Here is a 21,718-nt window from a genome sequence, read left to right as displayed (position 1 = left end):
CACGCCGCACGCCGCACGCCGCGCGCCGCACACCGCACGCCGGGCGCCGGGCGTCGCACGCGCAAGATCCGCGCACTTTCGGTGAAGTTGCTGCCTCAGCGCGCCGCGAGGCAGCAACTTCACCGAAGTTGCGCGGATCTTGGGCTGGACGGACGGGACCGACGGTCCGGCGGGACCGCCGACCCCGCGACGGTCGGGCGGACCGGCAACCCGCGCGAGGGGCGGGACCGGCAAGCCCTGCGCCGGTCGGGCGGGACCGGCGACCCCCGCGGCGGGCGGGGCCGGTGCGCGTTGAGTGGCTGCGGGCCCTACTTGAGCTGGCCTGCGGTGAGGCCGGCCTGCACCTGCCGTTGGAACGCCACGTAGATCGCGAGCACCGGCAGCACCGCGATGCTCAGCCCGGCGAAGAGCCGCGCGTAGTCGCCGGCATAGCCCTGGCTGACCGAGAGCGCGAACAGCCCCTGCGCCAGCATCCACTTGGAGTCGTCGCCCTGCATCAGCACCTGGGGCAACAGGAACTGGTTCCAGTGGCTGAGGAAATTGAAGATCGCCACACTGATCATTCCCGGACGGGCCATCGGCAGCATCACGCGGAAGAAGAGCCGGAAGTGACCGCAGCCGTCGACCATCGCGGCCTCCGCCACCGTGGTCGGCAACGTCCGGAAGAACGCGGTCAGGAAGAACACCGTGAACGGCAGCGAGTAGGCCGCGTACACCAGGATCAGCCCTTTCCAGGTGCCGAAGAGGCCGGCGTTGCGGACCACGAAGAACAGCGGCACCAGGGCGAGGAACACCGGAAACATCAGGCCGCCGACGAACAGGTAGTAGACGACCTGACGGCCGCGGAACTCGTACCGGGCGAAGACGTACGCGGCGGTGGCCCCCATCAGCATGGTGAGGGTGACGGAGCCGGTCACCACCACCAGACTGTTGAGGAAGTACCGGCCGATGTGCGCGCCGGTCCAGGCCCGCGCCCAGTTGTCCCAGTGCAGCGCACCGGGGAGCCCCCACGGGTCGGACAGGATCTCACCGTTGGTCTTGAACGAGCTGATGAACATCCACAGCAGCGGCAGTACGGTGAGCAGGCCCCAGAACAGCAGGAAGCCGTGCGAGAGGGCGTTTCCCAGGCCGAGTTCCCGGCGCACCGGGCGGTCCCGTGGGGCAACCGGGGTCGGGGCGTTCACGGTGGGCTGATCCAGAGTGGTCACGAGTACTCGATCCGTTCGCGCCGGCCGACCCGCAGCGACAGCACCGCCACCGTGAGGGTCAGGAAGAACATCACCACGCCGATCGCCGAGGCGTAGCCGAACTTGGTCTCGCTGCCGAAGGCGGTGTCGTACATCCGTACGCCGATCACGTCGGTGGAGAAGTTCGGGCCCCCGTTGGTCATCAGCTGCACGAGGATGAACCCGTCCAGGGCGAAGATGGCGAGGTAGACCCAGGCGACCTGGATGGTGTCCCAGAGCAGCGGCAGCGTGACCCGGCGCAGGGTGGTGAACCGGGACGCGCCGTCGAGCAGCACGGCCTCGTAGATCTCCTTCGGCACGGCCGACATGGCGGCCCCGAACAGCACGACGTAGAAGCCGACGTTGCTCCAGACCATCACCGCCAGTACGCACCAGAACGCGGTCGCCGGGTCGCCGAGCCAGGTCGGCGCGGGCAGGCCGACCGCGCGTACGGCGCCGCTGAGCAGACCCTGGTTGGGGTGGTACACCTCTTTCCAGAGCAGCGCGATGATCACCACGGAGAGCACCTGCGGGAAGAAGTACACGGTGCGGTAGAGCGCCCCGCCGCGTACCCCGGTCACCCCGGCGCGGCCCTTGCGCCCGCCGAGGGCGAGCATGCTGGCGAAGAAGAGCCCGAGCACGATGGTCAGCACCGGCACCAGGCCGAGCAGGATCGCGTTGTTCTTCAGCGCGTTCCACACGTAGTCGTCGTGCCACAGGCTCCTGAAGTTCGCCAGGCCGACCTGGTTGGCGTCGGCGGAGTAGCCGAGCCAGTCGGTGGTGGAGATCTGGAACGCCTGAAGGTACGGCGAGACGACGAAGAACACGTACAGCAGCACCGGCGGCACCAGGAACGTGACGATCAGCGGCCACTTGCCTTGTCTCACGAGGGGGACCTTTCCGAAGGGGGTACGGCCGGTGGGGGCGGACCTCTTCCCCACCGGCCGGGCGGTCAGGCCGCTCGCTTGTACTTCTTGATCGAGCTGTCCTGGGCGATCGAGTCGGCGCCCTTCTGACACTGGTCGAGGAACTCGGCGGGGCTGGTCCGGCCGCTGAAGAACTCGCCGCACGCGGCGTCGACGAGGTTGCGCTCCAACTTGCGGTAGTAGTTGTTGTAGACCCAGTTGAAGCCGTTGGCGCCGGACGCGTCGAGGGCCTTGACCACGGAGTTCAGCCCGTACGGCAGGTCGACGCCCTCGCTGGCGCCGGCGACCACGGTGAGGCTGGCGACCTTCTTCGTGAAGTCCTGGGCGCCCTTCTTGGAGAGCATCGTCCGGAAGTACTCCAGGCCGCCGGCGAGGTTGCGGGCCTTGGCGGGCACCATGAACGGCTCACCGGCGGTGCCCCGGATCGCCTCGAACGGCAGCTTGTCGCCGCTGCCCAGACTCGGCGTCGGGGCGATGGTCATGTTGAAACCGGCCGGGGTGACATCCTTCTGCTCGCTCTCCAGCCAGGAGCCGCAGGAGACGAAGGCGGCCTTGCCCTGGCACCAGGCGGTCTGCGACTGCTTGTGATCCAAACCGGACGAGCCGTCCAGGATGTACTTGTCCTTGACGATCTGGTGCCAGGCGTCCGCGGCGGTCCGCATCGACTCGGACTTCCAGGCGTTCGGTTCGAGGTTGTCGATGGCGGTCGCCACCGAAGGGCCGCCGAGCTTGATCGCGGTGGCGATCACCGGCCAGCTCATGTAGCGCGGGTGCAGACCGGCGTACGTCCACGGGGCGATGCCGGCGGCCTTGATCTCCTTGCAGAGCGCGATGTGCTGGTCCCAGGTCTTCGCGTACTCCCAGGAGCGCTCGGTGAACAGCTTGCCGGAGTGCCAGATGCCGTAGGCGGTGTACGTGTAGTTGAGCACCAGGAACTTGCCGTCGTACGAGCCGACCTCGACCGCGCCGGGCAGCAAAGTGTCCCGGACGGTCTTGCCGGGGACGTCGAGGCTCGGCGCGGCGAGCAGTTCGCCGAGATCGGCGATCGCGTTCTGGCTGACCAGTCCGTTGAAGTCGATCTGGCCGGCACCGGAGTTGTTGACCACGTCCGGCGGGGTGCCGTCGACGAAACGCGGCTGGAGGGTCTTGCTGATCTCCTGCGTGGCGGAGTGCTTGACCTTGGCCTTCGGGTACTTCTCGGTGTACATGGCCTCGTGGGCCTTGGCGTACTCCTCACCGAACCCGCCGCCGAAGATCACCACCTCCAGTGGGGCGTCCTCCTTCACGCCGAGCGGGTTCTGGGCGCTCTTGGTGCCCTTATAGGTGGCGGCGTCGTTCTTGTCACCGCCACCTCCGGTGGCGCAGCCGGTCAGCAGACCGGCGGCGGGGGTGGCCAGCAGGCCGGCGGCAGCGGTGCGCCGCAGGATGTCACGCCTGTTCATCGAGTCTCCTCGGGTCGGGTCGGGCGGACCGCCGATGTCAGGGGGAAGGCGGCCGCCGCGCGAGGCACGTTGATTCTCTTCAGTTCATGCTCTGTTGCTGAAGAATTTCTACGACAGCCGGCCCCGGACTTCAAGTCCTGACGGTCGAACCGTTATCGCCACCGGCGGCGCTCCGGTCGCCTAGCCTGGGGCGATGCGCCGTCTGCGCCAGTTGGCCGAGCGCACCCCCGCCGGGCGGGAACGGTACGTCGACCTGCTTCGCGCGCTCGCCATCACCCTGGTCATTATCGGACACTGGGCTGCCGCGGTCATCGAGCACGACCCCGGCGGGCGGATTACCGGGCACTCCGCTCTCGGCGATCTGCGATGGGCGTACCCGTTGACCTGGCTGGCCCAGGTGATGCCCGTCTTCTTCCTGGTCGGCGGCTATGCCAACGCGGCCTCGCTGACCCGGCTGCGGGCCCGCGGCGGCGACGCCGCCGGCTGGCTGCTCGACCGCAGTGCCCGCCTGGTCCGCCCGACCAGCGTGCTGGTGCTGGTGCTCACCGCCGCCGCGGCGGTCGCCTGGCTGCGCGGCGCCGACCCGACCCGGATCCGCGAGGTGTTCTGGTTCGCCACCATCCCGCTCTGGTTCCTGGTCGCCTACCTGGCGGTGGTCACGCTCACCCCGCCGATGTACGCGCTGCACCGCCGCTTCGGCCTGGCCGTCCCGCTGGTGCTGGTCGCTCTGGTCGGCCTCGGCGACCTCGGCCGGCTGACCGGGCCGGAGGAGTCGAGCTACGGCAACTACCTCTTCGGATGGCTGGCCGTCCACCAGCTCGGCTTCGCCTGGCACGACACCCGCGCCGCACCGCCAGCGGCAGCCGACGCCGACGCCGACGCGCCGTCGGATCACGAGCCTCCGGGGGTACGCCGACAACTGCCCGTCTCCCGCCGGGCCGGCCTGGTGTTCCTCGCCGGCGGGCTGGGCGCTCTGGTGCTGCTCACCGTGCTCGGCCCGTGGCCGGTGGCCATGCTCAAGGTGCCCGGCGAGCGGCTCGACAACGCCGCGCCGCCCAGCCTCGCGCTGCTGGCCGTCGCCGCCGGTCAGCTCGGCCTGATCCTGCTGCTCCGCGGCCCGGCGCACCGACTGCTGCGCCGCACCGGCCCCTGGCAGGTGGTGATCGGGGTCAACCTGGTGGTGCTGACCGTCTTCCTCTGGCACCTGACCGCCGCGATCGTGCTGATCGGGTTGCTCGACGCGACCGGGACGCTGCCCACCCCGACGGTCGACTCCGCCGCCTGGTGGGCGTGGCGGCTGCCCTGGCTGCTGCTGCTCACCGTCGTCCTGGCGGTGCTGGTCGTCATCGTCGGGCCGGTGGAGGCGCGCAGTGGCCGACACCGCACCACTGGTCGGGCCGGTCGGGCCCGGGCCGCGTTGACCGTCGCCGGCTACGCTGCGGTGGTGGCCGGGCTGCTGATCAACAGCGCGACACCGCAGCACGCCCCGGAGCCGCTCGGCACACCCGTCCCGGCGCTGCTGGCGTACGTGGCCGGGGCGGGCGTGCTGCGACTGCTCAGGTCGGGGTGGGCAACCCGGGGTTGACCCCGTCCGCCGCTCGACCGGCAGCCTGGCCGGGCACCGCTACCCTGGGTCGGTCCACTGTCGCCGGGGAGGCACACGGTGCGCATCGAACAGACGATCGCCGAGCTGGAGCGCGTCGCCGCGCGTGAGGTGGGCCGGGGCAGCGAGGCGTTGGCCGAGCCCGCTGCGGGCGGGCTGCTGGCCGCCGCCCGGTCGCTCGCCACCGCCGGCGCGCCGGACGCGGCGGTGTTCACCGGGTTCTTCATTCCGGGCGCCGAACCGCCCGCCGCGGAGACCGACGGCCCGCTCGGCGCGGTCCAGATCGCCGCCGCGCTGCGCCTTCTCGGCGGCCGGTGCCGGCTCGTCACCGACGAACCCTGCGCCCCGGTGCTCCAGGCCGCCGTCGCCGCCGCCGCACCGGGCCTGCCGGTGGACGTCGCGCCACTGCGGGGGTACGAGGAGTGGGCAGCCGCCCGCCTGCCGGAGTACGGCCGGCTGACGCACCTCATCGCGTGCGAACGGGTCGGGCCCGGGGTGGACGGGCGGCCCCGCAACATGCGCGGCGAGGACATCGGCGCGCACACCGCACCCCTGGACCGGCTCTACACCTCCGGGTCGGCCTACCGGATCGGCATCGGCGACGGCGGCAACGAACTGGGCATGGGCCTGTTGCCAGCCGACCTCGTGGGACGGGTGGTCGCCTCGGGAGAGCGGATCCGGTGCGTGGTGGGCGCGGACGCGCTGCTGGTCGGCGGCACCTCCAACTGGGCCGCCGCCGCTCTCGTCGGCGCACTGTCGCTACTGAGCCCCGACGTGCCCTCGCTCCGGGCGCTACTGGAGCCCGCGTGGTCGTACGACCTGCTGACCGCGATCGTGCGCGCGGGCGCGGTGGACGGTGTGCGTCGCCGCCCGACGGTCAGCGTCGACGGCCTCGACTGGCCCGCCTACGCCGAACCCCTGACCCTCATCGCGGAGCTGGTCCGAAACAGCCCCTGAGTGTCCTCATCGCACCGAGGGCGGCTCGGCACTCGGCCGGAGCGGCCTGGGCGGGCGTACCCTGACGGCCCTTTGTGCTTGCGCCGGGCCGCCGCCGGTCGACGTGGCGGGATCCGGACGGCGTGCGGGACCGTCGGGGGTCGCGTCGCCGACGGGCGGCGTGGCCGGTCGACGGTCGGACGACGGCTGGCCGGTCGGGGGCGCGATGGTGGGGGCCGCCGTCGTGGGGGCCGGTGCTGCCGGTCGGGGGCGCAACGGCAGGTGCAGTGCCGCCGCGACCACCGCGAAGGCCGCCCAGCCGGCTCCCAACGCCACGGCCGACGAGACGTCCTGGAGGTAGTGGTACGCGGTGAGGAAACCCACCAGCGCGAGACTGTTGCGGGCGAAGTGTCGACTGAACTCGCGCAACTGGTGGCGGGCCTCGACAGCGACCAGCACCCCCGAGTACGGGAATGTCACCACCATGCCGCGCAACACGGTGCCGAGGAGCGCGGTGAGGATCGCCCCGACGAAGATCACCACCAACTTGAGCAACGGCGGCAGCCCGTCCGGACGACCTCCGTCCGAGGTCTCGACCGTGGCGGCCCGGTCGGCAGCGGGGGCGGCGCGTTGGCGGGCGCGACGGCGCAGCAGCAGCATGGCCGCCAGCCACAGCACGAGCGTGCCGACGAGCGCCGCCTCGAACGGAATGACGACGGCCAACAGGCCGGCGCTGAGCGCCACGTAGACAGCGATGCCCGCGGCGTCAGCGAGCAGGATCGGCCAGCGCAGCCGATGGTGGGTGACCGCCACCGTGACGAAGAAGAGATTGAGCCCGAGCACGCCGAGCAACTGCGCGCCGTCCACCCGGTCGTTGTCGGTGCTGACGAGGACGAGCGTCATCGGCAACGGCAGGCTGTAGACCAGCGCTCGGAGCCGGACGGAGCGGATCACGCTGACCGCCCAGACCACGGCCGTCACCAGCAGGACCGCACTCCACGTCATGAGTCACCCGTCTCCGCCCCCGTGGGGCCGTCAGTCCTGGAAGGTCGCGGCATTCGCGCAGAGGTCGAACACGCGGGTGAGCCGGTTGACGTCCGTCCGGTTGACCGAGAACTGGTTCTCGCCGATCTCGCCGTGTGCGGTCATGTGGGCCTCCCAACAGCTCGACCCGTCCCAGAGTGCCAGATTGACGTGCAGCTGCGGACTGACCACACCGTAGGGCAGCAACCCCACCCGGGCCCCCGCCGCCCGCTGCTTCTCCACCAGGGCGGACAGCTCGTCGCTCAGTCTGGCGTAGACGAAGACCCTAGTGATCTTGACGCCCCGCTGCAGGGCTTCGAGGTTGGCGTCCCAGTAGCGCCGGCCGATCTCGCTGCGCCACCAGCTCAGCTCCCCACTCGCCCGGGGCATCACGTTGGTCAGGGCGTCCAGTCGCTGTGCGCAGGTGCGGGTCGCGCCGATCAGGTCCTCGTCCTCGTCGCCGCGTCGGATGATCCGGCCGTCCGCGAGCTGCTCGGCCTCCAGCCGGAACTGCTCGTACCGCCGTTGCGCCTCCACCGCGACCCGGGTGCCCGCGTGCTGCTCGGCCGCGTCCCGCATGGCCCCCGCGAGCTCCGTGGTGGTGCGGACGAGCCAGGGCGGGCCGTCCAGCAGGGTACGCAGGTGAAACCGGCGCTCCGCGCGGGCCAGCGAGTCCACCAGCAGCGAGATGGTGATGCCCATCAGGCCGGCCAACAGCGACTCCACCCCGGAGGCGGCGTTGCTGAGATCGAGCGCGATGCTGAGGGTGATCGACAGCGTGATGCCGACCAGTGCCACCGGGTCGGTGTGCGCCACCAACCGGACGAAGCCGCCCTCTGAGCTGCCGCCCCGCTCCCCTGACCGCCGGCGGACCACGTCACGGGCCATCGAAGTCCCCCAATCAGCCGCTGCCGCCAGGGTAGACACCAACCACAACCGTCGGTGCCGCCGCAGCGGGGACGGCGTGCGCCCGACGGTTCAGGAGAGTGCCCGATGCAGCGCCTGCATCGAGCGAATGGCCGAACGGACCTCCTGGAGAATCGCGAAGGTCTCCGCCGCCTGAACCCACTGGTTCGACGCGTTGGCAAAGCCCACCGTCTCCACGCCGCAGCCGTATCCGAGGCCCAGGAGCCGAACAGCGTCACAGTGCTGGAACGGGACGAAGATGTCGGTCGTGACCAGCAACAACCGCGAGCTGGTTCGCGACTGTTGCGTCAGCTCCGCCCAGCCGGTCAGGGTGTCCGCGGTGTTCGCACGCTCACCCGGGCGGGTCGACGGCGCCGCCAGCACGTGCAGCGGGGGGCGCGCCTCGGAGTAGGACCGGATCCACCAGGGCTCACCGGCCCCCGTCGTCCCGAACCGCCGATCGGTCGGCCGGGGCGCGCCGAAGGCGTGACGCAGCGCCTCGTCGACCGCATCGCCCTCGGTCGCGCACTCGCCCAGACCCAGCCGGCGGGCATCTCCGTCCTTGTCGTGGAGGGGACGTAGGCTCCCGAGCCCGGTGACGAAGCTGGCGCTGACGCCACCATGCAGAATCGTGGCCGCCAGATGCGCGCGAGCCATCATCGTGCGGATGCCACCGCCGAGCACCAGAACGTGGTCGTAGCGCTGCGCGAGCGGCGCGGACCGGTCGGCCAGCCCTAACGACCCGGCCGCGGACCGGATCCTCGCGTCGGCCGCGGGCTCAAAGCGCTCCCCCACCGCCTCGTGCCGTTCAAGATTGCCCTTCCGGTAGTCCCACCGCTCGGCCGAGATCTTCTCCAGTGCCGCCAGCCGATCGGCGAGAGGCCCGTCCGGCAATGGCCCGTAGCGGAACTCCCGCAACAGGGCGGTCATCGCCGACGAGCCAATCCAGGACGCGATGGCCTCGGACATCTCGGCACGGTTGTCGCCGCCCGGAACCGTGGTTGGCAGTGGCACCGGCGGAAATGCCGTGGCCCTCACGCGGTCAGGCTCCCGGCGAGCGCGTGATGCAGCCGTCGCATCGACAGGATTCCGGACCGGATCTCCTGCAGGTACCGGTCGGGACCCGTGGCCCCCGAAGCCATGGGAATGGTGGCCTGCGTCGGGTCGAACCCGACTGTGTCGATGCCGCATCCGTACCGCATCGCCAGCATGCGGATCGCGTCGTTGTGCTGGAAGGGTACATAGATCGAAGAGGTGACGACGAGGATGCGGTCGGTTGCCCGGAGGCTGGACCGGCGGGCCCAGAACTCGTACGTGTCCGGCGTGTTGGCGCGCCGCGACTCCGGCTCGCTCGACGGTGCCGCCAACACGTGCACCTCGGGATGGCCGGCGGCACGATAGGTGCGTACCTGCCAGGACTTATGCGTCACGGCACCGTCGGAGGATTCGGACAGCGCAGGTTCCTCAAGCCCGAACCCAAGCCGTACGCCGACGTCCATGGCATCCACTTCGTAGCGGCCGCCGGCGAGGCTGGGAAGGGCCGTCTCCGCCGGCGTGAGTGGTCGGAAACTACCGAGCGCCGACACCTCGGGAACAACCACGATGTTGTCACGGACGAGGTTGGCCGCATATTCCGTGCGTTGCAGGCAGGCTCGGCCGAGACCGCCCAGGACAAGTAGATGATCGTAGGCCGAGCGCGGCGGCCGCTCCGCGTCGACGAGGCGAAGCGCCGTCGCGACGGCTTGAATGAGATCAGTCTGGGCCGGGCTGAAGCTGGGTGCCTTCACCTGGTCGCGTTCGACGTTGCCGTGCTTGCGGAAATCCCAGTGTTCGTCCGAGAAGGCATCCAGCCACGCCAACAGGTCACCGACGCTGGCCGACGGCAGCGTGCCGCCGTACTCGGCGACGAGCGCACGCATCGGAGCCGAGGAGATCCAACCGTGAATTTCCGCGGCCACCGTCTGCGGGCCGAAGTTCGGCTCGCAGGTCGGCAGGGCGACAGCAGCGAAGCTGGCCATGCTTCTCCTTCACAGGGATCGTGACGCGTGGGTAGGAGGAGTCATGACGTCCCGTTAGGCATGCTAGACGAGAGCGACGTCGCTCAGTCAATGTCAACGCAGACCCTGACCGCCATTGTCCGACCTGGACCTGCCTTGACGAGCGCGGGCCAGCACTGCGGAGATCGCCTCAGAATGAGCAGTTGACGAGATCGCACTCTGGGCCCAGGCGAATACCGAATCGGGCCTCGACACCTTCCCGAATGTGCGCCGCGAACTTCATGATCTCTGAGGTTGTGGCGGCCCCCCGATTGGTGACGGCGAGGGCGTGGCGGCTGGACAACGCCACGGTCCCGCTTCCCCAATCTCGCCCGTAGCCACGGGGGAACCCGGCATGTTCGATCAACCACGCCGCTGGCAGCTTCGTGCCTTTGACGTCGGGGTAGCGCGGGCATTCTCCGGCGAGTTCGGGCACCTCGGCGAGGACAGGGTTGATGAAGAAGGACCCGACGCTCCAGGTGTCGTGATCCCGCGGGTCGAGGACCATGCCCCTACCGCGGCGCAGGGCGAGAACCGCGTGCCGAACGTCGGCCGGTGCAGCAGTGCCGCCGACCTCGATTCCCAGTTTCGCGGCGAGCTCCGCGTACTCGATCGGTCTGGACTGGTTGCTCCGGCGGAGGCGGTACGTCACGTCCACCACGGCCCACCGGTCGCTGTGCTTGAAGACGGACTGCCGGTGGCTGCCGAAGCCGCAGCGGTCCGGAGTCCACCGTTCCAGGGCCCCGGTCTGCCGGTCGTAGACGGACAGCGACTCCAGCACGTCCGAGGTCACCGTGCCGAACGCGCCGACGTTCTGCACCGGTGTGCCTCCCACCAAGCCGGGAATGCCGGAGAGCGCCTCCACGCCCGCAAGCCCTTCGGCGACGGTTGCCTGCACGAGGTGGTCCCACTCGACGCCGGCGGCCGCAGTGACCAGCTCGCCGTCGATGTCGAATTCCGAGGACGCCATCTTGATCACCGTGCCGTCCCAGCCGGTGTCACCCACCACCAGGTTCGAGCCGCCGCCCATCACCAACAGCGGCTCACCTGCGGCGGTGGTCTGACGCAGAAGTTCGATCGCCTCCGAGACCGTCACCGGAGTGTGCAGGCGACCGATGGGACCGCCGACCCGCATCGTGGTGAGATCAGCAAACGTGGTTGTCACAGCGCCAGCCTACTGATCGTCCGAAGGCCCGTCGGCCGTGATCGCGGCGGAGCGCAGAGACGACGGTCAGGGTCCTGACGGCGGTCGGAGTCGTCGTACTGCCAGCTGAACCGCCCGCTCGCAGATCGAGCGCCGGTCCTCGGCCGGGGTCCGCCGCAGCCTGAGGCCCGCCAGGATGTTCACCGGCCACGAACCGGCGTCGTCCGGCTGCCGTCCGTTGACCTCGAGGAACAGCTCGACGTCATGCTCGTCCGACGTCCGTTCGAGGTATTCCTGCACGACGGAGAGAAGGGCGTTGGCGAGTGCGAGCGCCGCCACCCGCCCGTCGCTGACGTCGACGCTGTTCCCAGCTGCCGACAAAATCCGATCCTGCAGCGTCTTGGCATCCATCGCTGCCATTCGGTACAGGTCATCGGAGGACATCGGCCTGTCCGTTTCCTCGATCACAGCTTGCACATCCCGTCGGACCGGGCTCCCGGCGCGCAATCCCACGAAGTCCGGTCATGAATGATCGTGAGGCAGACGGTACGGGTGCGGGTTGGCGCATGTGGTGATGTCGTCCCGTCAGGTCAGAACGGCAGTATTGAACCGGCACGTGCCCTCCAGTGCAACAGCACCGTCGGGATTCCGTCAACGATCCGGCCGACTTTCGGCGCCGATTCAACCTCACGAGCAAAGTACGGCGAGTGTGGCGTCGTCATGCTGCTTGACCCGACCACGCCCCGGCCGGGTCAGCAGCCCGGAGCTGTTCATTTCATATTCTCGAACCACGTCGATCGCGGCTCGTGGCCCGGACCGCTCGACCAACTGGAAGACATCCGTCCAGTCGAACCCGAAGAACTCGGTGAGCCGCGAGACCCCGTCAGTGCAGAGCAGCATTCGGCGCAGCCCGTCCAGGGGCACACTGCCCGTCACCGCCTCGGCGGCGGCTGCCGGGTCGGTCGAGGCGACCCAGAAGCCTCCCGGTCGATTGCGAAGCCGCGCCACCGTGTGCCGGTCGTAGGCGGGCAGGCCATCGGTTCGGTTGTCGTGGATCACCGTGACACCGGACGCGTCCTCGAACACGACCGACGAGTCGCACAGCACCAGGTAGTCCACCTGGTTACCCCTCTCGCGCACGATCGCGACCGTGGACGAAGGGCTGTTCGGGTTCGACAGGTCGCACCGGCCCTCGTGACGGCTGCGCAGCCACAAGATCGCCTTGGCGAGAGTCAGGTCGAGCGGCACGAGAGGTTCCCTCGTCAACGACTCCACGAGGCAGATCCCTAACTCCCGGACCAACCACACCGGATCATGGACGCAACCGGTATCCAGGTCAGGAAGTTGGGTGACACCGTCCAGGACGACGGCGAAAGTGGCCGACGCGATGACGTGATCCTCGTTGGGCCGGTCCGGGCCAGGCTCAGTGGCGAAGGCGAAGTCCATGTCGTCCTCAATCGGCGCTCGACAGGGCGGAGCGGCATCTCGACGGCGTCGGCTCCCCGGCTCGCTGTCCCTCCCTCGGGAAGTTCATGACCGTCGAAGGCGGATCAACGTCAGGGCCACCAACGTCACGCTCGCCGCACCGGCGGCGGCCAGGAGAGCCGACCAGCCCTGGGGGGCCGGCACATCCCGAGCCTGCCACCAGGAGATGCTGCTGGCCAGCCATCCGAGGGCAGCGCCGAAGGCGCACCCACCCACCACAACCCAGCGGCGCCGAGGCGTCGAGGTGCCCGGGCGCGGCCAATGCAGGACCGTGGCGGGAAGCAGCAGCGCCAGGATCCCCAGCACACAGATCAACGGTGCCACCAGCGGCCCGGCCAGCGGAACCCGGTACTGAAGGCTCTGAATGGCGGCCAGCCCCATCAGCAGGCTTCCCAGGATCGACGCCTGGATGAGCGTCAACACCTCCTGCCTGCGACGATGCCGCTCGCCCACGACGGCAGTCGCGAGACGGTTGAGTTGGTCGGCCTTGCGCCACGTCGAATCGACATAGGTCAGTTCGATCCGGAGTTGTTCCGCCAGCCAGACCGCAGGCTTCTGATCTTGGTGCAGCGTCGCACCAGGCCCGTGGCGCACATCGCGCCCAAGTGCGGCCTCCATGTTGTCCTGGATCCCCCGCACCGTCTCCGCCATCTTGCTGACGTCGGCCGTGGCCCCGATCAATCCGCTTCCCTCGGCCTGAACAGTGGACAGTTCCAGCGCGGCGGCTCGCAGTTGCCGGTCGGACGGCTCGGTCGTACGCAGAAGCTCGGCGAGGGTCTCGCACGCACGGTCAGTCTTATCGATCGCGGCACGCAAGCCTGGAATCGCCGCCTCGAGCACCTGTTCCTGATGCCGGAGTTCGGCGCGGCAGAGCACGTACCGGGTCAACGGCGGCAGAACCTGACCATTACTCAGCCAGGTCATCCCGTCCAGCGCGGCCTCGTCGGCCAGACTCGCCAGAACGAGATATCGGTGTTGAGCGTACCCACCGTCCGCCGGCAAGTTCCACATCAGAAGTCTACCGGCGACGCGACTCCAAGACGTCGTCCAGCCCGGCTCGGGCGGTGCGCCGGGCAGTTGACGATGTAGCCGCCTCGCCCATCTTCCGTCCCCCTCCCTTCTGCCGAACCAGTTGGCGCGACCATGGTCGGAGAGCCCGAGGTAGATCGTGGTCGTGCTCAGCTCCGCGCCGGACATCGCTGGAGCCGTCGACGCCCATCGGTCGCTCAATTCCTGCCAGCCGACACCGTCGTCGTTGGGCGCCAGGATCACACTCACCCCGACGACGTCGCGGCACCGGAACGCCAAGGCCTCGTAGACCGAACCCGGTACCACCCGCTGCCGGGCGGCGAGCAGCAGCACACCGGGTGTTCCGGCACCAAAATCCTCCGGCAGATCCCTCTGGTAGGGAGCGATGGGCGCGGTCAGGTCGAGGCGGGCCAACCCGTCCCAGAGCGCCGACAGCGCGTCGACCGTCGGGGCCGGAGCCGACGGTGCCGACGAGCCGGCGGCTGTACCGACCGAGAACAATGTGTGGACGACGAGGGCTGGTCTACGCAGAGTCATCGACACGCTGCTCCTGGCGGGGCACATGACCGACCTTGTGCAACAACTGGACGAAACGGTCGCGTACCGGCTGCGGGACGGGCTTGTCCGTCCGGACTGGCAGCGTATTACGCAGGCCCCGGGCTGTGCGGTTCTCTTTCAACAGGTTGAACAGCACATTTCTGCCTACGGTCCAGTCCTCGTCGTCGGCGCCGCGTGACTGCTCCATGAGCGTGAGAGCATGTTCGACCTGCCTCCAGTCGGAGTCTTCGAACTCGCTGTCGATGATCTCTCTTACCAGGTACGTCAGGTCTTTCCGGTCAGCCTCATCCATGGTCACCCAGTTCAGCAGAATCACAGCCGCAGTCAATGGGGACGATCTATCGGCATCCTGACTACTGCCTGCCCCGATCGCACGATTGACGGCAGATCGACGGCGGCCGAATACTCGGCCGGTGTCCTCTGAAAACGCGCTGCCTCCTGCGGTTCGGCGGATAATCGCCCGCGACGACCTGATGATGCTCGCTCGCGACGCGGAGGCGGTCGTCGACATCGCACGAAAAGGCATGCCGGACGAGCACGTGTTCAAGCAGGAGACCGAACTCTTCTCCGAGGCACTGAAGATCTACTCCGATACCGCCCGTAATGCCGACAGCACCCGGGGCTCATCGTGGGCCTTCCTGGATTCGCGGGACAGCGCCGGCATCATCGTCCGGCTCTGTGCCCTGCTCAAGGCTCCCCTGCAAGCGCCGGCCGACGTCGCTGTGGCCACGCTCCACGAGCAGGCGCTTGCCAGGCTGGAAGCCGATTCCGAGACCCTGGCCGGCGTAGATCTCGACAGGGATCTGTACCGAGGGCGGACGATCCGATACCGGGTGGCCCGTGATCGCCGCATCTGCGGCAATCACCTTGCGGGGATAACCTTGGCCGACCGCGACGACAGCGAATTCGTGGGGATCGGTGCCGAGATCTTCCGCGCTCATTTCCATTACGAGTTGGCCGCTGGGTATCTGCTCAGTGGCGAGGCGGCGAAGGTCCGGCCCCTACTGCGGGAGTCGGAGCTGCATGGGTACTGGCATGCGGTCTCGGCCAGCCAGTTCGTCAGCCGTCACCGCATCGACTACGCCTTCGCCCTCGGCGCCTGGGCGGAGGGCGACCGCGAGGATGCGACCGCACGGTTCGCCCACGCTCAACGGTATCTTCACAAGACCGGAGGACACGCGGCCCAGTACGACATCGAAGATCTCCTGCTGTCATTGGCGCGTGCTGATCTGATCATCGACGAGGGCACCCTCCCCCTCCCCCTGGGGGTCGTCAACCAGGCGATCGACCACCTGGACGACGCGCTGCGCACCATCGAGGGGATCCGTGACCGGTGGCGGGTGATCTCCCGCTCCGGCAGCCCGCTGGCGGCGGCGATCCGACGCATCTACGGCGACATCGCCCGCGCCGCTGCGGTTCTGCCGGGCCGTCAGGCCGCCGAACTCGGCCTGCGGGTCAGCCTCTCGGCCAAGCAGTCCGGCTTCGCCGCCCGGATCCGCGCTGACCGGGTCGGGGTCGAGAGCACGTGGGAGACGTGGCGGAACGGTCGACGACTGCGCCGGCTGCTGGACCAGGTGGTCGAGGCGGAGTCGGGTCAGCAACTCGGCGCGGCGAACGCGGAGAGCACCAAGCGTCTTCTGGATCTGCGCGTACGAATCGAACACGCAGTCTCTCCGCTTCTCGCGGACGCTGTGGTGCCGGCTCCGGTGAACATCGCGCGGGTGATCGATTCCATTGGCGACCGTTACGCGCTCGACTATGTCGGCCTCCCGGATACCGTGACGGCCGAGACCCTGTGGTTCCGGACGCTCATCGGGCCGACCGGCACGCTTTCCTTCTGTCAGCTCACGGTGGGCGAAGCCCTCTCGGCCTTCATCACGGCGATCAGCCCTCCGACGGTCGCGCTGGCCGATGTCCTGGCCGACGGCGTCGATTGGCAGGCGCTCGGCGAGCAGCTCATACCGTCGCAGCTGCGAGACGCACTGGAACTCGCCGAGGAGCCCGTCACATTGGTGATCTCGGCGCACTCCGCGCTCAGCCTGATGCCCTGGGCGGCACTCCGGATCAACGGGCAAGCACGCCTGGTGGAGCGGGCCGTCCTCACGCAAACGCCGGTGCTCACCTTTCTGTCCGGTCCGACCACCACGCCCGCCGCCGGCCCTGCCCTGATCCAGTTGGTTGCAAAAAGCGGTGAAGACAGCCACGGAGTAGGAACCGAACGGGAGCGCACCGTCTGGGGTATCCCGGTACGCGACGATGGACGGATCCCGCTGAGCTCGTGCGACCTGGAGCAGGACGCCCGTCCGGTCGACGTGCCCGGCACACTCGCCGCAGCGCTGTCCCGGCGGACCGTGCAGTGGCGCTTCGCACACATTGCCTCGCACGGCGAGGGCGTCGGCCTCGGCCAGACCCTGCTGCTGCCGGACGCGCCCATCAGTGCGGGCAGGGCATTGATGCTGCGCTGGCCACAGTCACTGCTCCTCGCCTCGTGCCAGGTCGGTCGACTGGTGAACGTCGAACACGCCGAACCGCTGAACTTCGTGATGGCAGCGCTCGCGGGTGGGGCGGAGCAGGTCGTGGCATGTATCGACAACGTCGCCGATTTCGCCGCAGGTAAGACCGCCGCCGCAATCGTGGCCAAGAGCCGGACGGAGGGCACGCGGCTCGACGTAGCCCTACGCGAGGTCCAACTGGAGTGGGTGCATGGTCGCTGGCCTGACCTCTCCTGGATCTTGTTTGCCGCCTACACCCGCTGAACCACGATCGGCGGGCCCCTCAGGCCTGCGGCGTCCCGGCCCAGCGTGCCGTAACCGGGCGCGGGTGACAGCGGCGGCTGCCACCCGCCGTCCCTCATCGTTCAGAGAGTGGACGTCGTTGTCAGCCGCCCTTCAAGGCCCGTTCCACCCGCTCGCGGCGGTCGTCTTCGCCGGCGTAGCGGTCAAGGGCGAACCACCGCTCTCTCCATTCCCGATACCCTCCAGACACGCCGCGCTCCGCCCGGCAAGCCCTGACACCCCGTAGGAACGCGGGCATTGTCACGCTGCCGACTGCATTGGCGTTCCCACGGATCTTGCCCTCGCCGTCCTTCTCGGCGAGCCACGCCGAGATGTCCTCGGCCGCGTCGTCATCGAGTGGACTGCGCCGCAGGAAGTCGGCAAAGTCCAGGTCGGAGGGAAGGTCGAGGCCGGGGAGTACGAGCGCGGCGTTGAGCCGGAGCTGGGCGACTGAGCGTTGATGGTCGGCGATCAGCGCAACGGGCCGCTCATTGTCGTCCAGGACGGGCTTCTCGATGGCCCGATAGGCCTTCAGGAAACGACGGACCGTCGCCTCGCGCATTTCCTCCCAGTTATCGTAATCGGCGCCCGGCTCCAACCCGACGGCCTCCATCTCGTAGGTCAGCGGTAGCAGATGCAGGGCCGCCCTGGCAGTCATGATGCCGGGGTTCCGGAAGGCGGTGCGGAGCGCCAGCCGGTCCCGGCCCACTCGCTTGACCAGCCCATACGCGCGCTCGATCTCGGTAGCTTTGTCGAGCGCCTGCTCGCCGATGATGACGCCGATGGACAGCTGGTGGTAGAGGATTTCGACCCAGTGCTCCTCGTCGTCAACGGCCCACTGCCGCTCGCGCTCCGTCTTGTCGAGTTCGTCCAACCAACGACCGATGAACCGCTCCGCGGTGCGGCAGGCGGTGCCTGTCTCGGCGAGCACCAGTTGAAGGAAGATCTCCTCGAGGCCCAACAACTCCAGTTCGCGGCCAGGTGCACGACCATGACTCTCGACATAGTGGCCGTACCGGTCTCGTACCTCCTTGTGCAGCAGGAACGCTTCGTTGTAACCCTGTGGTGTATCCCGTTTGGACGCGACCAGCGCCTCGGCGCGGATTGCCCCCAGAGCCCGAGGTGCGAAATGCGGCCACGGCAGGATGCGAGCGACTTCGGCCAATCGCTCGACCAGGCCGGCAGCGCGAAAGTTGACCTCCACACCCACATCGGTGCGCCGCGCCCAGCGGACAATCTGCCAGCTCGCCTCGTAGATCATCCAACCAATGAGCCAGAGGCGTTCACGCAGCTCTTCCGGCGGTTCGACGGAGTTCTCGATCGACTCGGACGAGCGGTGCTTGGCGTACCACTCGCGGTACTCCTCCACTTCCTGCTCGATCTCCTCGATAAGTGCTTCCTCGGCGGTGCGGCGTCCCACATCCGGGTCATCCCTACCCTCGGATTCCGCACGCAGGGCGTGGCAGATCATTTCCAATTCTTCGATGGTCCACATGATTGGGACAGCTCCCCTTCGCAGCGATTGATCAATGATGATCTGCGATGCGTTTCGGAGACAGGTTAGGTAGGGCCACGAGCGACCACAATCAACCTTTCAGGTCGATGGGCACAACTGTGGTGGCAGAGGAACTCGTCGTTTCTTCAAGCTCCGGCGACATTCCCACCGCACTCCACCAATGGCAAGTCGGATATCGGTTAGCGCCGAGCGCCGAAAGCCGACTGAAGCAGAACACCGGCGGTGGTATGAGGTCCCACGGTCCCGTGCCCACACCGGACTTCCCGCCGAGCGGGTCACGGGGTTTCCCGCGGGAATTACGCGGTCAGTGACCTGCGGTCTCCGCGATCGCCTCCAGGAAGGCCTCCGAGCGGTGCTCGAAGTTGCGGTACCGACCATAGCTGGGCGCGGCGGGCGACAGCAGCACGACGCCGTCGGCAGGTGTGAGCTTACGAGCCTGGCGAACCGCGGCCGTGAGGTCCTCCACGATCTCGCAACGCACCCGCGGTAACCCGGCAAGTGTCTGGATGATCCGCGGGCCGCTGTCCGGAATGCCGATGACCGTGAGGTCCCGCTCGGCCAGATGCTCGCGGAGCGGGCCGTAGTCCACGCCCCGGTCGTTGCCGCCCAGGATCACCGTCAACGGCCGTCCGTCGTACGCGTCGATGGCGTGCATCGCCGCGTACGGGCTGGTAGCCAGGGTGTCGTCGACGAAGGTGAGGCCGGACGGGTCGGAAATCTCGGTGAGTCGGTGGGCCAGGCCCTGGAACTCGGCGATGGCCACGGCAATGGTGTCCTTGCGGGCGACCACGTCGACGTCGAGGGCGTCGAGCACGGCCAGCGCCACACACAGGTTGCTCTCGTTGTGCCGGCCCACCAACGGCAGCACCGCCCGCGGGAAGAGAGGTTGGTCCCCCAGGTGGAACCAGGGCGTCCCGTCCGGTCCGGCCTCGACGTGGGTGGTGTCGGGCAGGCCTGCCCGCGTCACCGGGCGGTCACCCAACTCTGCGTTGAGTCGCGGATCGGTGCCGTTGACCACCACGGTCGCCGGGTCGTGTGCGATCAGGTTGAGCTTGTCTCGGTAGTACTCCCGCTCACCGCCGTGCGCGTCCAGGTGTTCGGGGAATAGGGCGGTGACCACCGCGACATGCGGCGAGTCGGTGAGGTCACTGCACTGGTAACTCGACAGCTCCAGTACGTAGAGGTCCGCTTCCGGCAGTTCCAGCGTCGGTACCCCGATGTTGCCGCCGAACAGGTTCGGTCGCTCGACCGCGTTCAGCAGGTGGCTGGTCAGGCTCGACGTGGTGCTCTTACCCTTGCTGCCGGTGACCCCAACGGTGCGGGCCGCATGATCGGCCATCCACAGCGCGGTGCCCTGAGTGACGGGGATGCCACGTCGGCGCAGTTCACCCATCCAGGGGTGCGTCTGCGGCACCCCCGGTGAGCGGATCACCACGTCCGCCCCGACCAGCCGCGCAAGACCCTCCTCGCCGGTCACCAGTGGCGCGGCCTGGGCAACCGACCCCTCCCACGGCAGCGACAGGAAGTTCGTCCGGTCGTCCACGGCGACCAGGCTTGCCGGGCCGTGTGCGGCGACGGCGGTGACCGCAGCCACGCCCTCACGGCCTGTACCCCAGACGGCCACAGAGCGTCCGCGCAGGTCAGCCAGGTGCACCTGTGATCTCCTTGCTCGTGTGTGGGCGCGCTCGGACTAGTATGACCTGTGCCTAACGGACAACTGCGGCGGATGGACGCCTTCACCTTTCCGTCCTACTCGATCGACTTCGCCACTGGCGAGGTGTTGTTCGACTACGCCCTGACCGGCCCGACCGGCGAGCAGCGATTCACCGAGGTGATCACCCTCCCCCTGCCGGCGGAGCCCCCCTCGGACGAGACGGTGGCGACCCTCAACCGGGTGCTGGAGGTGCTGCACCTCGTCGCCGGGGTCAGTTACTACAAGGCCGCCGCGCCGCCCCGGCTCGTGCTGCCGGCGCCGCTGGGCGCGGCCACCGTCGACTACGTCACGGCCGTCTACACCAAGGGCCTCGCCGAGTACGCGTACCGCAACCAACTGCCGCACGTGCTCCAGCTGCGCCCGGAGGTCCCGGCCGGCTCGCCGGAGCCCCCGCGTGTGTACGACGACTCCGACCGTCGCCCCCTCTCGGCGGTCGGTGGCGGCAAGGACTCGATCGTCAGCCTGGAGGCGCTGCGCAGCGCCGAGCTGGACCCGGTGCCGTTCTCGGTCAACCCGAACCACGTGATCGTCGCGGTGAACGAGGCGTCCGGGCTGACCCCGCTGGCCGCCCGACGGCGGCTCGACCCGGTGCTGTTCGACCTGAACGCGGCCGGTGCGCTGAACGGGCACATCCCGGTCACCGCGATCAACTCGCTGATCGCGGTCGCCACCGCGGTGCTGCACGGGCTGGGCCCGGTGGTGATGTCGAACGAGCGCTCGGCGTCCGACCCGAACCTGGTCTGGGACGGCCACGAGATCAACCACCAGTGGTCCAAGGGGGTCGAGGCGGAGGGGCTGCTGCGGGCGGCGCTGGCCGAGCACGCCGGCCTCACCGAACCGTACTTCTCGCTGCTGCGCTCACTGTCGGAGCTGCACATCGCCCGACTGTTCGCCGAGATCACCCGGTACGACGACGTGGTGACCAGCTGCAACGCCGCGTTCAAGCTGCGCGACGCGAGCGAGCGCTGGTGCCGTGACTGCCCGAAGTGCCGGTTCGTCTTCCTGGCCATGGCGCCGTTCATGTCACGGGATCGGGTGGTGGGCATCTTCGGCGGCGACCTGCTGGCCGACGAGTCGCAGATCCCCGGCTACCGCGAACTGCTGGGTGTGGACGGGCACAAGCCGTTCGAGTGCGTGGGCGAGGTCGAGGAGTCGGTGGTGGCTCTCGGTCTGCTGGCCGAACAGGACGAGTGGCGCGACGCCCCGGTGATCCAGGCCCTGGTGGCAGCCGTCCCGGAAACAGCCTGGTCCGCAGTGGCCCACTCGGATGTGTTCACCCCCGGCGGCCCCAACCACATCCCCCCAACCTACGCAAAAACCCTACCCACCCACCCCTAACCCCCACCCACCCGCGCCCTATTGATCATGAAGTTATTGACACGACTCGCCGGTCAGGGTGG

General features: G+C 68.7%; 18 protein-coding genes. 4 read left to right on the top strand and 14 right to left on the bottom strand.

Annotated features, from left to right (window positions below; genetic code table 11):
• Positions 1–308 precede the first annotated feature (308 nt).
• The 3 genes from LADH09A_RS25575 to ngcE form a co-directional block, all read right to left on the bottom strand.
• Positions 309–1,208, bottom strand: a complete 900-nt coding sequence (locus tag LADH09A_RS25575; RefSeq protein ID WP_372492349.1) for a carbohydrate ABC transporter permease — start codon at positions 1,206–1,208, stop codon at positions 309–311.
• Positions 1,205–2,113, bottom strand: a complete 909-nt coding sequence (locus LADH09A_RS25570) for a carbohydrate ABC transporter permease (RefSeq protein WP_238648065.1) — start codon at positions 2,111–2,113, stop codon at positions 1,205–1,207. Before LADH09A_RS25570 ends, LADH09A_RS25575 begins: the two co-directional genes overlap by 4 nt.
• A 65-nt stretch (positions 2,114–2,178) precedes the next feature.
• On the bottom strand, positions 2,179–3,594 hold the full coding sequence (ngcE, locus tag LADH09A_RS25565) for an N-acetylglucosamine/diacetylchitobiose ABC transporter substrate-binding protein (protein ID WP_238648064.1): 1,416 nt from the start codon (positions 3,592–3,594) through the stop codon (positions 2,179–2,181).
• A gap of 193 nt (positions 3,595–3,787) precedes the next feature.
• Here ngcE and LADH09A_RS25560 point away from each other — a divergent pair, with 193 nt between their 5' ends.
• Both LADH09A_RS25560 and LADH09A_RS25555 read left to right on the top strand, forming a co-directional pair.
• Positions 3,788–5,179 (top strand): acyltransferase family protein, encoded by a 1,392-nt coding sequence (locus tag LADH09A_RS25560; RefSeq protein ID WP_238648062.1) that lies wholly within the window; start codon positions 3,788–3,790, stop codon positions 5,177–5,179.
• A 78-nt stretch (positions 5,180–5,257) separates the two neighbouring features.
• Positions 5,258–6,154 carry a glutamate cyclase domain-containing protein gene (locus LADH09A_RS25555; protein ID WP_238648060.1) on the top strand — a complete coding sequence of 299 codons (897 nt, stop codon included), beginning with the start codon at positions 5,258–5,260 and terminating at the stop codon, positions 6,152–6,154.
• 6 nt (positions 6,155–6,160) lie between these two features.
• Here LADH09A_RS25555 and LADH09A_RS25550 read toward each other — a convergent pair whose 3' ends face one another.
• From LADH09A_RS25550 to LADH09A_RS25510, 9 genes are all read right to left on the bottom strand, one after another.
• Positions 6,161–7,138 carry a hypothetical protein gene (locus LADH09A_RS25550; protein WP_238648058.1) on the bottom strand — a complete coding sequence of 326 codons (978 nt, stop codon included), beginning with the start codon at positions 7,136–7,138 and terminating at the stop codon, positions 6,161–6,163.
• A gap of 30 nt (positions 7,139–7,168) precedes the next feature.
• Positions 7,169–8,044, bottom strand: a complete 876-nt coding sequence (locus LADH09A_RS25545; protein ID WP_238648056.1) for a hypothetical protein — start codon at positions 8,042–8,044, stop codon at positions 7,169–7,171.
• 90 nt (positions 8,045–8,134) lie between these two features.
• A complete protein-coding gene (locus tag LADH09A_RS25540) occupies positions 8,135–9,076 on the bottom strand; it encodes a hypothetical protein (RefSeq protein ID WP_504854036.1) in 942 nt (313 codons plus the stop codon).
• Between the two features lie 20 nt (positions 9,077–9,096).
• Positions 9,097–10,080 carry a hypothetical protein gene (locus LADH09A_RS25535; protein WP_238648053.1) on the bottom strand — a complete coding sequence of 328 codons (984 nt, stop codon included), beginning with the start codon at positions 10,078–10,080 and terminating at the stop codon, positions 9,097–9,099.
• Between the two features lie 169 nt (positions 10,081–10,249).
• Positions 10,250–11,263: a UDP-N-acetylmuramate dehydrogenase gene (locus LADH09A_RS25530; RefSeq protein ID WP_308194689.1), complete on the bottom strand. Its 1,014-nt coding sequence runs from the start codon at positions 11,261–11,263 to the stop codon at positions 10,250–10,252.
• Between the two features lie 66 nt (positions 11,264–11,329).
• Complete coding sequence (locus LADH09A_RS25525; protein WP_238648052.1) at positions 11,330–11,710, bottom strand: hypothetical protein; 381 nt, start codon at positions 11,708–11,710, stop codon at positions 11,330–11,332.
• Positions 11,711–11,929: 219 nt separating this feature from the next.
• On the bottom strand, positions 11,930–12,688 hold the full coding sequence (locus tag LADH09A_RS25520; RefSeq protein WP_238648051.1) for a protein phosphatase 2C domain-containing protein: 759 nt from the start codon (positions 12,686–12,688) through the stop codon (positions 11,930–11,932).
• A gap of 84 nt (positions 12,689–12,772) precedes the next feature.
• Positions 12,773–14,293 (bottom strand): CATRA conflict system CASPASE/TPR repeat-associated protein, encoded by a 1,521-nt coding sequence (locus tag LADH09A_RS25515; RefSeq protein ID WP_238648069.1) that lies wholly within the window; start codon positions 14,291–14,293, stop codon positions 12,773–12,775.
• On the bottom strand, positions 14,280–14,630 hold the full coding sequence (locus LADH09A_RS25510; RefSeq protein WP_238648050.1) for a CATRA system-associated protein: 351 nt from the start codon (positions 14,628–14,630) through the stop codon (positions 14,280–14,282). Before LADH09A_RS25510 ends, LADH09A_RS25515 begins: the two co-directional genes overlap by 14 nt.
• Positions 14,631–14,727: 97 nt before the next feature.
• Here LADH09A_RS25510 and LADH09A_RS25505 point away from each other — a divergent pair, with 97 nt between their 5' ends.
• Positions 14,728–17,070, top strand: coding sequence for a CHAT domain-containing protein (locus tag LADH09A_RS25505; RefSeq protein ID WP_238648049.1), 2,343 nt, complete (start codon positions 14,728–14,730; stop codon positions 17,068–17,070).
• 121 nt (positions 17,071–17,191) lie between these two features.
• On the opposite strand, the gene LADH09A_RS25500 is transcribed toward LADH09A_RS25505, so the two are convergent.
• Together LADH09A_RS25500 and murD are read right to left on the bottom strand one after the other, a co-directional pair.
• A complete protein-coding gene (locus LADH09A_RS25500) occupies positions 17,192–18,583 on the bottom strand; it encodes a hypothetical protein (RefSeq protein WP_238648048.1) in 1,392 nt (463 codons plus the stop codon).
• 325 nt (positions 18,584–18,908) lie between these two features.
• Positions 18,909–20,258 carry a UDP-N-acetylmuramoyl-L-alanine--D-glutamate ligase gene (murD, locus tag LADH09A_RS25495; protein WP_238648046.1) on the bottom strand — a complete coding sequence of 450 codons (1,350 nt, stop codon included), beginning with the start codon at positions 20,256–20,258 and terminating at the stop codon, positions 18,909–18,911.
• A 48-nt stretch (positions 20,259–20,306) separates the two neighbouring features.
• Between murD and LADH09A_RS25490 the strand changes: the two genes are divergently transcribed.
• The gene (locus tag LADH09A_RS25490; protein ID WP_238648045.1) at positions 20,307–21,656 is read left to right on the top strand and encodes a MurL-like N-terminal domain-containing; all 1,350 of its coding nucleotides are present in this window, start codon (positions 20,307–20,309) and stop codon (positions 21,654–21,656) included.
• Positions 21,657–21,718 lie beyond the last annotated feature (62 nt).

This window comes from Micromonospora cabrerizensis, from assembly GCF_022230955.1.
Classification (GTDB): Bacteria; Actinomycetota; Actinomycetes; order Mycobacteriales; family Micromonosporaceae; genus Micromonospora; species Micromonospora cabrerizensis.
The sequence above is the reverse complement of the archived record's forward strand: the minus strand, read 5'-3'. Positions and strand labels throughout refer to the sequence as shown.

Coding starts and splice junctions, on each gene's coding strand:
- ngcE (WP_238648064.1), bottom strand. CDS start 3,594: ATGAACAGGCGTGACATCCTGCGGCGCACCGCTGCCGCCGGCCTGCTG.
- LADH09A_RS25560 (WP_238648062.1), top strand. CDS start 3,788: ATGCGCCGTCTGCGCCAGTTGGCCGAGCGCACCCCCGCCGGGCGGGAA.
- LADH09A_RS25550 (WP_238648058.1), bottom strand. CDS start 7,138: ATGACGTGGAGTGCGGTCCTGCTGGTGACGGCCGTGGTCTGGGCGGTC.
- LADH09A_RS25545 (WP_238648056.1), bottom strand. CDS start 8,044: ATGGCCCGTGACGTGGTCCGCCGGCGGTCAGGGGAGCGGGGCGGCAGC.
- LADH09A_RS25535 (WP_238648053.1), bottom strand. CDS start 10,080: ATGGCCAGCTTCGCTGCTGTCGCCCTGCCGACCTGCGAGCCGAACTTC.
- LADH09A_RS25520 (WP_238648051.1), bottom strand. CDS start 12,688: ATGGACTTCGCCTTCGCCACTGAGCCTGGCCCGGACCGGCCCAACGAG.
- LADH09A_RS25515 (WP_238648069.1), bottom strand. CDS start 14,293: ATGACTCTGCGTAGACCAGCCCTCGTCGTCCACACATTGTTCTCGGTC.
- LADH09A_RS25500 (WP_238648048.1), bottom strand. CDS start 18,583: ATGTGGACCATCGAAGAATTGGAAATGATCTGCCACGCCCTGCGTGCG.